The organism is Winogradskyella thalassocola (assembly GCF_900099995.1).
Classification (GTDB): Bacteria; Bacteroidota; Bacteroidia; order Flavobacteriales; family Flavobacteriaceae; genus Winogradskyella; species Winogradskyella thalassocola.
Genome location: NZ_FNCZ01000001.1, coordinates 802748 through 815721, shown reverse-complemented (window position 1 = coordinate 815721; position 12974 = coordinate 802748). Strand labels below are relative to the sequence as shown.

Below are 12974 nucleotides of genomic sequence, written 5' to 3'. Positions count from 1 at the left end.
AAGTAGGTCCTAATCTACTTTATTTCAAGGGTTGTATTCACATTATCAATCTGAATCTTATAACTACCTCTTGGTAAATAGACTTTTTTGTTACCTGTTTCTTTAAAATGAATGTCCTTATTTTCTTTCATTAAAGCTTTCTTTCCTTTATCTGTTAGCTCTAAATTGTAATTTACGTAGTTAAAACCCTTAGTCACATCCAAAGAAATACTATTTAATTCAGTACCATTTTCAGATCGTATTTTTAAGGTTTTATTCCCTGAAGAATTACTGTAAAATTGAATAGTCACCTCTGGTTCAAAAGCATTAGACCAAGCACTCCAAGAGCTTCCCCAACGCCCCGAATATCTTACAGACTCTACATCCATAAATGTAATCGAATTAGCAGTACTGCTTGTATTTATAACTTGTAGCGCTTCAATATTGGCCTTGTAAATACTACGTCCATGTGTACCTAATATTAAGTCTTTAGCTTCAGGTTGAATCACAATATCATGAATAGCCACATTTGGAATGCCGTTTGAAAACACGTCCCAAGAAGTTCCCATATCAAAAGACACATAAGCTCCATTATCCGTTCCTAAATACAATAGGTTTTCGTTTGAAGGATCCTCCTTGATCACATTAACTGGCGACGCCGGAATCGTTGTTCCAATATCTTTCCACGTTTCACCATAATCGTCACTCATGTAAGCATACACTTTAAAATCGTCCCAACGATACCCATTTAGGGTCACATAAATGCGTTCTTTTTTGTGTTGTGACGCAATAACGCGACTTACCCATAAATCGTTTGGAAATGTGTTTGAAATTATTGACCAGCTTCCACCTGCATCTTTAGTCATACTTACCACTCCATCGTCACTTCCTGTATAAATTAATCCAAATTGAAATGGACTTTCACTTATAGAAGATAATGTTCCATAGGCCACATTTCCTTTTTTTCCACCATTAGTTAAATCCCCACTTATCGCTACGAAATCATCTCCTTTATTCATAGAACGCATCAATTTGTTACCACCTAAATACAAAATATCCTGGTTGTGAGAAGATAATAATATTGGGGTTTGCCAGTTAAAGCGGTATGGAGTTTCCCCTAGAGTATGTTTAGGTTGAATGTATTTTTGTTCACCCGTTTCACGATTAATTCTAAAATAATTTCCAAATTGATAACCTGTATAGACAATATTTGCATCACGACTATCAATCTGAATTTGCATACCATCTCCACCCATTAACTCTTCCCATGGATATTGACCACTTTGGTGCCAAGCTTTATTTTCTCGTGCATTACTAGCACCAACCCAAACACCATTATCTTGAAGTCCACCATAAATATTATATGGTGTTTCATTATCCGCATTTATAGCATAAAACTGACCAACAGCTACAGAATTTAACTTTGTCCAACTTTCACCATCATCGTAACTCATATTTAACCCACCATCATTACCATTAATTAAATGGCCTTTCATTTTAGGATTTACCCATAAGGCCTGATGATCTGCATGTACATTTTCGCGACTAATAGACGTAAATGTCTTGCCGGCATCTTTCGACTTTAATAATGGCACTCCTAAAATGTAAATTCCGTTTTTATCTTGCGTATCCACTCTAATTTCTCCAAAATAATAGCCATAACTGTAATACAAACCGTCAATGTAGTCGTCATGCGTTTTCTTCCAAGATTTACCACCATTTATACTTTTATAAACCTCTGCTCCAACTACTGGAGTGTCGAACAACATCGCATTAGCATCTTCTAAATAATGTGCCAAATCTATAGGCTTTACAGAACCACTACTTACCAATTGTTTGATGTTAGAGGCACGATGTTTTTCATGAAATCCATTCGTCTTTAAGTATTCATTCAATTTTTTGTCTTCAAGTTTCATAAACGCATCAACACTCATGGTTTTGAAATCCTCTTTTGTTAATCCAGAAACGTCTCTACTTTTAGCTTCTTCTGGTCTATGGAATTGACTATCGTGCAAGGCATAAATTGTATGTTCATCAAACACGGCAATACCAATCCTACCAACTCCATCACCTATTGGAAAACCACTATTTTTAGTTGAAACCTTTTCCCAAGTATCACCTCCATTCATACTTTTAAATATCGCAGAATTATTACCGCTTCCTGTAAAATTCCAGGCTTTTCGATCTCTAGTCCAAGATGTTGCAAAGAGCACTTCAAAATTATCTGGCGCATGTTGCACATCAATAATGCCGCTCATAGCATCAACAAATAAGGTTTGTTTCCATGTTTTCCCACCGTCTACTGTTTTGTAAATTCCGCGTTCTTCATTGGAAGAATACAAGTGACCTGTAGCTCCAACGATTACCTCATCCGGATTGTTAGGATTAATAAGAATACGTCCAATATGATGCGAATCCGACAAACCAACATGCTCCCAAGTTTTGCCGTTATCATTAGATTTTAACACTCCAATGCCCGAATAACTAGAGCGTGAACTATTATTTTCACCTGTGCCAACCCAAATGGTTCTGCTTTTCCAATCCACTGCTATATCTCCTATATTCTGTGTTGCAGCATTATCAAAGATTGACGTAAACGTTGTACCGTTATTTACCGTGTGCCAAACACCACCAGAAGCATAACCTACATAAAATTCTGAAGGAGTATCCGGGTTTACATCCACATCTACCACTCTACCACTCATAACTGTGGGTCCTATATTTTTAAACGGCACATTTTTAACCAATGACGTTTCTGCCATTTTTTGTTTTTGCACCAAAGCTTTAGCGGTAATTTCTGCAGAAGTTGCCTGTTGCTGAGCGAAGGCAAAAAACGAGCTTATAAAAAGAGTAAACGATAAGAATTTTAACTTATACATAGTGGTTGGTTTGTTAACGCTATGAAATATTCATAACTATATTTTGATACCTGAGGGAATGATTATATGGACGCACCATATGATCATTGAAAAACAATAAATATAAACACATAAAATTACGCTTTTCAGAATGAAACTTCATAAAAGTGTCTTAATTTTTAATAGATTATAGCTTTGGACTTTTGCCTACAGTATTAGTTTCACTACTTTTGATATTGAACTGAAATCACAACATTTCACACGCATACATAGAATTTATTTCGACTGCACTTAGTGTGATAACATTTAAAATTTTACTCTCATGAAATACGATTTAATAGATAATCAACTATTTATAAAAAACCGTAAAAACTTTATGGCTCAAATGAAGTCAAGTAGTTTAGCTGTTTTTAACTCTAACGATATTTATCCTATAAGTGCAGATAGCACGCTTCCTTTTGCACAACACAGAGATATATTTTATTTAAGTGGAGTGGACCAAGAAGAAAGTATTTTGGTATTATTTCCAGATTGTCCTAAGGAAAAGCATCGCGAGATTCTCTTCTTAAAAGAAACGAATGAACACATTGCTGTTTGGGAAGGCGAAAAACTTACTAAAGAAAAAGCATTTGAAACTTCTGGAATCAAAACTGTGTATTGGTTACAAGACATGGAAAAGGTGCTATTTGAATTAATGACACAATGCGACACGGTTTACATTAACACTAACGAACATTATAGAGCCAATGTAGAAACCGAAACACGTGAAGACCGTTTTACAAAATGGCTATTAAACAAATATCCTGCACATGGTGTTGCCAAAAGCAATCCTATTTTACAGCGTTTGCGTTCTGTAAAAGATCAAATAGAATTAGATTTAATTCAACAAGCCTGCAATATTACAGAAAAAGGATTTAGACGCGTTTTAAAGTTTACGAAGCCTGGTATTTATGAATACAACTTGGAAGCCGAGTTTATGCACGAGTTCCTTAATAACCGTTCTAAAGGATTTTCATACACTCCAATTATCGGCTCAGGAAACAATGCCAACGTCTTACATTATATTGAAAATAACCAACCTTGTAAAGCTGGCGATTTAATATTGATTGATGCTGGTGCAGAATACGCTAATTATGCTAGTGATATGACGCGTACCATTCCGGTTTCAGGAAAATTTAATGACCGACAAAAAGACGTTTATAATGCTGTAAATCGCGTTAAAAATGAAGCTACAAAAATGCTCGTTCCTGGTACATTATGGGAACAATATCATGTTGAAGTTGGAAAACTAATGACGTCAGAACTTTTAGACTTAGGCTTATTAGACAAAGCAGATGTACAAAATGAAAATAAAGACTGGCCTGCTTACAAAAAGTATTTTATGCATGGTACATCTCACCACATGGGATTAGACACGCATGATTATGGGATTTTAACCGAGCCGATGAAGGCTAATATGGTCTTTACTGTTGAACCTGGAATTTACATTCCTGATGAAGGTTTTGGAATACGTTTAGAAGATGATGTGGTCATTCAGAATTCAGGAGAACCGTTTAATTTGATGCGCAATATTCCTATTGAAGTTGAAGAGATTGAGGATATCATGAATTCTTAATTTTAAAATATCTTTAAATACTAAAAACTTGCAAGCTCATTATGTAGCTTGCAAGTTTTTTGATTACTACTAATTTCTAAATTAAACGGTATGAAATTGACTAAAGAACGTCTTTATATAATACTATCATTTTTTTCGATTTACGTCATTTGGGGCTCCACATATCTGTTGAACAAAATTTTAGTTAGTCAATTAGCTCCATTATACGCTGCTTCTATTCGATTTATTACAGCAAGTATTTTGATTTTTACTATTGCCAAATTTTTAAAAATTCCTTTAAAAATTACAAAGCGACAATTACGAAACACAGCAATTGCTGGTTTTTTGTTTTTAACGATCGGAAATGGTTTAGTCGTTTGGGCATTAAAGTCTGTTGATAGCGGTTTTGCTGCTTTAGAAATTTCTGCGCAACCCTTGGTCGTATTAATTCTATTGCGAATTTTAGAAGGTAAAAAAATACAACCCATGTCTGTATTAGGTGTTGTAATTGGTTGTATCGGTATTTATTTATTAGTCAGCCAACGTGAAATGATTGGACAAGAAGGCATGGTTACCGGAATGATTATGATTTTTATATGCATGCTAAGTTGGGCCTATTGTAGTCTTTTTGTTTCAAAAGCCGACTTACCTTCAAACTTTTTTGTGAATACAGGCTACCAAATGTTATTTGGAGGTGCCCTATTATTAATCGGCAGCCTTATTGTTGGCGAAGAACGACTCCCTTTTTCGAGCTGGAATACCGAAATCATCAACTCTATGGGAATGCTTATTATTTTCGGAAGCATTGTTGCTTTTACGGCGTTTAACTACTTATTAAGCAAGGTGTCTCCAGAAAAAGTAGCGACCTCAACGTATGTAAACCCTATTGTAGCCTTAATTTTAGGATGGTATTTTTTAGACGAAACCTTTTCAGCACAATCTATAATTGCCGCGGCTGTTTTACTTACAGGAGTGTATTTTATTAACACCAAAAAGACCATTACGCTTTTTAAACGCTTCAAAAAAGAAATTTAAGCGACTAGAACTAGACTAGAACTAAATACATAATGATTGACTTTATTTCATTATAAAACGTCAAATTTCTAATACGGTTTAGCATTCAAAAATAAACAAGCGTTCCAAAGCCACTTTAGGAGCTAAGTTCTCAGCGTGCCAAGAAAATGTTGTTTTTGCAGGTTTTTCCCAAACACATTTAAAATCTTCTGGCGAATTATACTCACTAATAAATACTTGGTGACCCGCTTTGCTTTGTTGCCTGCACCATTCCCAGAATTTCTCATGATCAAAACCGTCTCGATACTTCGTCGTAGATTCATAAGGTGGATCGCAATAGATGATGCTTTGTTTTGGAATTTCTAATTCGGTATACGATTTACAAGACAAAATAACACCTTCTAAGTTTGGGACTTGCTTCGTAATATTACGATAGTGTTCACCCCAATAATCGCGTTTACCTTCCTTATCGCGCCTGTACCCCGCAAACCATTTTCCACCAAAAGAATTAAACCCAACATAACCCACTACATGTTTTGGGTATTGGTCTTGGTTATATTTTATATGTTTGTAATCTTTTTCTGTGACTAATTGTGGTGGATCCCAATTTTCATTCACCAAAGCTTGCCACATCGCCATAAGCTCTTGGTGCTGATCGTTGGCAATCCTATTACCATCAACCTTATCAATCATATTCATACCACCTGCAAAAGGCTCAAGATAAGCTTGGTTTTCTTTTCTGTCTTTCAGAATAATTGGCAGTAAATCTTTGGCAAAACGCGCCTTGCTCCCCATGTATTTCATTATCTAGCTGTCATTTTTTGTTGCACAAAAGACGAAATCACAAAGGCTAAAAAAGCGGGTAACACCCAGCCTAAACTTTGACTAGAAAACGGAATATAATTGGTAACCATTGCTAAATCTTCAGACGGACTAATAAAACCAATAACATCTGGAATACTAAAAAGAAACGTCACAAGAACTACTGTTCTAAACACTAATGGCGTTGCTATTTTTTCGGGCAATACATTCAATAAAATAAGTACAATCGTAATAGGATAGATAAATAATAGCAAAGGAATTGCAACAACTATAATGGAATTAAAATCTAACTGACCCATGGCAACTCCTAGAAGACTTGCTAAAACAGCCGTAATAACATAAACCGTTTGAGAATCGTTTACCAAGCCTTTAAAATAATCTGCCGTCCCAGCCACAATACCAATGGCCGTTGTAAAACAAGCTAGTGAAATTAGAACACTCAAAACGGTATTTCCAAATTCACCTAACGCCGAGATACTGATATCTCGTAATAAATTGGCACGTTGCATATCACTACTTAAATCTACATTAATATTAATTTCAGAACTATAATAAGCTCCCACAGAAATTAAACCTGCATAAATAACAAATAGAGCCAAACCTGCTATAAAACCTGATTTACGTATCAATGCCCGCTTAGAACTGTACGCCTCAACAGCCATGTTTTTAAAATTCAAGGAAATAATGATTACAGCGCCAACAACCACTGCTCCAATAGCGTCAAAAGTTTGATAGCCTTCTAGAATCCCTGTAGCAATAGGCGTTTCAAATTGAGAAATCCCTGTACTAAATTCAGAAGAAAATAAGCCAATACTAATTACTGCCAAAAGCATGATGACAATAAATGGCGTTAAAAATTTTCCGATAAGACTTAATATTTTTGAACGGTTAAGCACAAAAACTAACACAAGTAAAAAATAAATAGAGCTCGTTAATAAAGGAGAGGTTCCAAAAGCTGGAAAGATGGCAATTTCATGCGTTGCCGCAGCTGTTCTTGGAGACGGAATAGCCACCGCAATAACATAGATTAAAATACAATAAATTAAACTAAAGCTTGGGGATACTTTTTTACCAAAATCGAACAACGTCCCTTGAAGTCTGGCATGCGCGAGAATCCCAAGTATTGGAATTACCACAGCGGTAATCATAAAACCAATAGTTACCCAAATCCAATCGTCACCAGAGTTATACCCCAATAAAGGTGGCAACAGTAAATTACCTGCTCCAAAAAATAATGAGAACAATGCAAAACTGGTAATTAAAAGTTCTTTGCGTTTTATATCCACCTAGTTCGTTTTCTTAAGTTCTAAATCACCAAAATCGAAACTAAAATCAGTAATTGGCGCAATATAGCTCATGGTCGCTGAAACCGCTTCTCCTTTTTCGTTAAAGGTAAATTTCACGTAAACATCCGCATCATAACTTCTATCGTTCCATTTCGCCACAAAGGTAGTCGCATTTAACGGCAACAACTCACCAAACAATCTTAATGAACGCTTACTCTTTATAGTGTATCCTTTTTTTGAATCGTGAGAAATCATCACATCACCAAACCAATCATCTGTATAAGTCCCGATAATTTGTTCTGGTTTCGGTATTGATTTAAGGGTTTTTGCCTTTTCAACTTTTGCATACACCGCAGCTTTTGTACTGTCGTTATAAATAATATTATCGGCATTAGATTTGCCGTACTTCTCTAACCAATTTCGATTTTCATAACCGAGATAAGCATCTTTAATAGTGTTTGTGATGGTATTAAAAGCAGAACCATTCATTTGATTTGTTAACACCACAATTCCTAAATCTAAATCCGGGATCATAGTAAACTGTGTTACGGTTCCCAACAAACCACCTGTATGATACACTTGTTTAAAACCACCTTTAACATCGGCAACAAACCAACCTAATCCGTAGCCTTTAAAATTAGAATCATATGAATCATTTGGAGATACATTTAAAGGAGTTTGTAATTGCCAAAGCTCATGAAATTGTTTAGCACTTAATAAACGTTCACCATTTTGGGCAACCGCATCGTTCATTAAAAATTGAGCCCAAGTTAACATATCTTGAACATTACTTACAATTCCTCCTGCCGGATTAGCTGTTTCACTCCAATCATGTGGAATCTGAATTACCTTTCCTTCTGCCATAGTATGCGCATCAATGATATTCGATTTATCTGAAACACGATTATAAGATGCTTTACTACTTGTCATTCCAACTGGTTTCATAATCTTGGTTTCGATAAAGTCTTCCCAAGACAAACCACTCACCCGTTTTAAAACTTCACCTGCTATGATGAACATATTGTTGTTATATGCAAATTTGCTTCTAAATGAACTTTCAGGTTCTAAATATTTTACATTATTAATAATGTCGTTCACTGTAAAATCACTGCCTTCAGGAAAAAACATTAAATCTCCAGCACCTAATCCCATTCCACTGCGGTGTGTTACCAAATCTCTAACCGTAAATTCTTCAGTGACCCAAGCATCATGTAATTGAAATTCTGGAATATGTTTACGTACCTTATCATCCCAATTTAACTTCCCAGCATCAACCATCATCGCCAATGCAAAACACGTAAATCCTTTACTATTAGATGCGACACCAACTAACGTTTCATCGTTCATGTCTTTTTTATTGGTTAGCGAACGCATACCATGACCTTTAGCATAGACTATTTTTCCATCTTTATAAACACCAACAGAAATACCAGGGACATCAAAGGTTGTTAAAGTTTCCTTTATAAGTTTATCGAGTTGTTGCTCCTTAATTTGAGCATTTAATAAGAAAGCAGAACTCAATAGAACTATTGAAAAAAAGCGTTTTAAACCCATTAGATTTTTAATTTAATTTGAAAGATTTCAAAGATACTAAAATGTTATAATGATTAGTAGACAGTAATACCTTCAAAATTTATATTTGCAAACATGATTTTAAATTACAAAAATAGCAGCATTCATTATACGACGGAAGGAGAAGGAAATCCTATTGTATTACTTCACGGTTTTCTCGAAAGTGTTGCGATGTGGCAAGATTTAGTCACTGAGTTTTCTACAACTAATAATGTTATTTGTATTGATTTATTGGGGCATGGCGAAACAGACTGTATTGGCTATGTGCACACCATGGAAGCTATGGCAGAAGCGGTCTTGGCAGTTTTAGAACATTTAAATATTGAAAATGCGCATGTCGTTGGTCATTCCATGGGAGGTTACGTGGCCTTAGCCTTAGCGGAACAGAAACCGGAATTGTTTAAAGGTCTATGCTTAATGAACTCTACCTACGAAGCTGATGATAACGCTAGAAAGTTAATTAGAACACGTGCTTCTGAAATGGCACAGCAAAATTTTGAGGTTTTAGTAAAAATGTCTTTTGCTAATTTATTTGCTCCTGAAAGCAAAGTTAAACATGAAGCTGCTTACGACAAATCACTTCAATTAGCATTAAAGACACCGCTTCAAGGCTACATTGCTGCGCAAGAAGGCATGAAACTTAGACCAGATCGTTTTAATATTTTGAAAAACTTAAAATGCAAAAAAATAATTATTGCTGGCAGAAAGGATAGTTTAATTGATACGGATCAAATTATCGAAAAAATTAGAACTACAGATATTGATTTGGTAGAGTTTTCGGAAGGACATATGAGTTATATTGAAAATAAATCAGAATTATCTTACAATATTTTACATTTTGTCGAAAAATAATCCCTTTAAACGTTTTATTTTATTTTATTTTCTAAGTTTACCGTAGAGATTAAAAATAAATTGTAAACAAGCCCATTATGACACCTAACAAATTCTACTGTGATTTATTTGGCCATAATTATCAAATTACCAAAAAAGTCACCAACCACGTAAAGGAGTACACTTGTAAATGTTGTAAAAAACAATTGACAACAAACAGCAACGGAAAGCTCACAGAATTAACCGCTAAATATCAGGAGATTAATTCAGCTTTAGAACGCATTTACAACAACAAATCGATGCGTTTGAAGCAAAAAACACTCAGTTCATCGATTTGTTAATTGTTAACAACTTTTTAGCAACTAATTTTCTTATATTTAAAACCCCTATAGAAGTGATAATATCTCTAAGAAAACTAGTTAATGAAAAACATTTATTGCTCATTATTTGGTCACGATTATAAAGTGTCCAAAAATGTTACTTATCATGTTAAAGAATATAAGTGTAAAAATTGTAAAACAGAAATGACCATTGATGGAGATGGAAAATTTATTCCATTAACACCAAAATTCAAAGAAATTAATCGTGTACTCAATCGTGTACACAACAAGCGTTTAGAAAAAGGACAAAAGCTTTTTATGATTGATCTGTAAGCGCGTTCCAACCTTTAGCGATAATCTGAATTTTTTCATCAGCTCTTGTTACTAAGTGCATACCTCTGTCTTCTTCTGTCATATAACCAATAACTGTTAAATTTGGATTGCCTTTTATTTTTGGGAAATCTTCCTGAGAGATTGTCATTAACAACTCGTAATCCTCACCTCCATTCAACGCAATTGTAGTACTATCTATATTAAATTCCTCACAAGTAGAAATCACCTGAGGATCTAATGGTATCTTAGTTTCATAAAGATCTACACCAACTTTACTTTGTTTACATAAATGGATCACTTCAGAAGAAATTCCGTCACTAACATCTATCATACTCGTTGGTTTTACATCTAACTCCTTCAATAATTCCACTATATCTTTTCTAGCTTCAGGTTTTAACTGACGTTCAATGATGTATGTATACATTGATAAATCGGGCTGATTATTAGGATTCACTTTAAACACTTCCTTTTCGCGTTCTAGCACTTGCAGTCCCATAAAAGCTCCTCCAAGATCCCCCGTTATAACCAATAAGTCGTTTGGTTTTGCTCCTGATCTTAATACTTCGTTCCCTTTTTCAACTTCACCAATTGCTGTGACAGAAATAATTAAGCCCGAAGTTGAAGACGTCGTATCACCACCAACCACATCTACATTGTAAAATTTAGCTGCCATAGTAATACCAGCATACAATTCTTCCAATGCCTCTAATGGAAAACGATTAGACACCGCTATAGAAACCGTTACTTGTGTCGCCATAGCATTCATCGCATAGATATCTGAAAGGTTAACCACTATAGCCTTATAACCCAAATGTTTTAGAGGTGCATAACTCAAATCAAAATGGACGCCTTCTACCAATAAATCTGTAGAAACAACCACTTGTTTTTTACCAAAATTAAGAACTGCAGCATCATCACCAATACCTTTTACAGTTGATTTTTGAGTTATTTTAAAATGATCCGTTAAGTGTTCAATCAATTTAAATTCTCCTAATTCACTCAAAGGAGTACGCTGTGGGTTTTTATCTTCAATCATAATGCAAAAATATTATGCTTTTATGACATAGGAGTGTATTATCAACGATAATTATTAACCACATTTATTTCAGCACTAAAATTTCCTTAAATTGCTAAAAAAAATTATGAAATTTAATACTTGGGTTTTAATAGCTTCGGCTATGATAATGTTTTCCAATTGTTCTAATGAAGAAACTAACGAAAACCCATCGTCTGATGCACAATTTCCTTGTATTAATGGAATGGCTGGCAATTATCCATGTGGTGATTTTGATCTAATGAGTCATATTTCTGTTGAAGAATTAGGTGGTACAGGTGCTGAAGGCAATGATTCTTGGGGTTGGACAGACCCAGAAACAGGCAAAGAATACGCCTTAATTGGCACCACAACGAGCTCTGCTTTTGTGGACATCTCAGATGCTGCAAATCCTATTTTTTTAGGAAGACTACCAACTGCTACCGTAAATAGTTTGTGGCGCGATATAAAAGTTTACAACAATCATGCGTTTATTGTAAGTGAAGCGCCTGGTCATGGTATGCAAGTTTTCGACTTAACACGATTAAGAAATGTCGAAAACCCACCAGAAACATTTACTACAGACGCTAACTATAATGCGTTTGGAAATGCACATAATATAGTCATCGATGAAGTTAGTGGTTTTGCTTATATCGTTGGATCCAATACGTTTGGTGGTGGCCCACATTTTGTAAATATTCAAAATCCAATAAATCCTACTTCAGCCGGAGGTTATGCAAGTGATTCTTATTCACACGACGCACAAGTCGTTACTTACAATGGTCCAGATTCAGATTATACCGGAAAAGAAATATTAATAGGCAGTAATGAAAATGAAATCGTTATTGTAGATGTAACTGATAAAAATGCTCCAACACAAATATCAACCATTGATTACAGCAATATCGGTTATACGCACCAAGGTTGGTTTACAGAAGATTTGACTTATTTTATTTTAGGTGATGAATTAGATGAAATTAATTTTGGATCCAACTCTAGAACATTAGTTTTCGATTTTACAGATTTAGACAATCCCACTTTTAAAATGGAATATTTAGGACCAACAGCCGCCATAGACCACAACGTTTATGTGGTTGGCAACACCTTATATATTGCTAATTATTCTGCAGGATTAAGAGCCGTTGATATTTCTAATATAGATTCTGGAGTTATGGTTGAAACAGGATATATTGATACATTTCCAGAAAACAACAACACAGCGTTTAACGGAGCTTGGAATATCTATCCCTTTTTTGATAGTGGAAATATTGTAGTCAGTGATATTGAAGGTGGTTTGTTTATCGTAAGACGAAAAGAATAACATGTACACCA

General features: G+C 34.9%; 11 protein-coding genes. 6 read left to right on the top strand and 5 right to left on the bottom strand.

Features of this window, described 5'->3' with window-relative positions:
* Positions 1–14: 14 nt before the first annotated feature.
* Positions 15–2858 carry a VPS10 domain-containing protein gene (locus BLT80_RS03430; RefSeq protein WP_092466177.1) on the bottom strand — a complete coding sequence of 948 codons (2844 nt, stop codon included), beginning with the start codon at positions 2856–2858 and terminating at the stop codon, positions 15–17.
* A gap of 301 nt (positions 2859–3159) precedes the next feature.
* Here BLT80_RS03430 and BLT80_RS03425 point away from each other — a divergent pair, with 301 nt between their 5' ends.
* Together BLT80_RS03425 and BLT80_RS03420 are read left to right on the top strand one after the other, a co-directional pair.
* Positions 3160–4452, top strand: coding sequence for an aminopeptidase P family protein (locus BLT80_RS03425; RefSeq protein ID WP_092466176.1), 1293 nt, complete (start codon positions 3160–3162; stop codon positions 4450–4452).
* 90 nt (positions 4453–4542) lie between these two features.
* Entirely contained in the window at positions 4543–5466 is a 924-nt protein-coding gene (locus tag BLT80_RS03420; protein WP_092466175.1) for an EamA family transporter, read from the top strand.
* Positions 5467–5544: 78 nt separating this feature from the next.
* Here the strand turns inward: BLT80_RS03420 and BLT80_RS03415 are convergent, their stop codons facing one another.
* The 3 genes from BLT80_RS03415 to BLT80_RS03405 are packed head-to-tail and all read right to left on the bottom strand — an operon-like array spanning position 5545 to position 9107.
* A complete protein-coding gene (locus BLT80_RS03415; RefSeq protein ID WP_092466174.1) occupies positions 5545–6249 on the bottom strand; it encodes a DNA adenine methylase in 705 nt (234 codons plus the stop codon).
* Positions 6249–7553: a branched-chain amino acid transport system II carrier protein gene (locus tag BLT80_RS03410; protein ID WP_092466173.1), complete on the bottom strand. Its 1305-nt coding sequence runs from the start codon at positions 7551–7553 to the stop codon at positions 6249–6251. The genes BLT80_RS03415 and BLT80_RS03410 overlap by 1 nt, the downstream gene beginning before the upstream one ends.
* A complete protein-coding gene (locus BLT80_RS03405; RefSeq protein ID WP_092466172.1) occupies positions 7554–9107 on the bottom strand; it encodes a serine hydrolase in 1554 nt (517 codons plus the stop codon). It abuts the gene before it with no gap.
* A gap of 93 nt (positions 9108–9200) precedes the next feature.
* On the opposite strand from BLT80_RS03405, the gene BLT80_RS03400 reads away from it, so the two are divergent.
* The 3 genes from BLT80_RS03400 to BLT80_RS03390 all read left to right on the top strand — a co-directional run bounded on the left by BLT80_RS03400 (position 9201) and on the right by BLT80_RS03390 (position 10609).
* The gene (locus BLT80_RS03400) at positions 9201–9977 is read left to right on the top strand and encodes an alpha/beta fold hydrolase (protein WP_092466171.1); all 777 of its coding nucleotides are present in this window, start codon (positions 9201–9203) and stop codon (positions 9975–9977) included.
* Positions 9978–10054: 77 nt separating this feature from the next.
* Positions 10055–10297 carry a hypothetical protein gene (locus tag BLT80_RS03395; RefSeq protein ID WP_092466170.1) on the top strand — a complete coding sequence of 81 codons (243 nt, stop codon included), beginning with the start codon at positions 10055–10057 and terminating at the stop codon, positions 10295–10297.
* Positions 10298–10378: 81 nt separating this feature from the next.
* A complete protein-coding gene (locus BLT80_RS03390; RefSeq protein WP_092466169.1) occupies positions 10379–10609 on the top strand; it encodes a hypothetical protein in 231 nt (76 codons plus the stop codon).
* Here BLT80_RS03390 and thiL read toward each other — a convergent pair.
* Positions 10593–11645, bottom strand: a complete 1053-nt coding sequence (gene thiL, locus BLT80_RS03385; protein WP_092466168.1) for a thiamine-phosphate kinase — start codon at positions 11643–11645, stop codon at positions 10593–10595. The genes BLT80_RS03390 and thiL overlap by 17 nt on opposite strands.
* A 106-nt stretch (positions 11646–11751) precedes the next feature.
* Between thiL and BLT80_RS03380 the strand changes: the two genes are divergently transcribed.
* Positions 11752–12963 (top strand): choice-of-anchor B family protein, encoded by a 1212-nt coding sequence (locus BLT80_RS03380; RefSeq protein WP_092466167.1) that lies wholly within the window; start codon positions 11752–11754, stop codon positions 12961–12963.
* Positions 12964–12974: the final 11 nt, after the last annotated feature.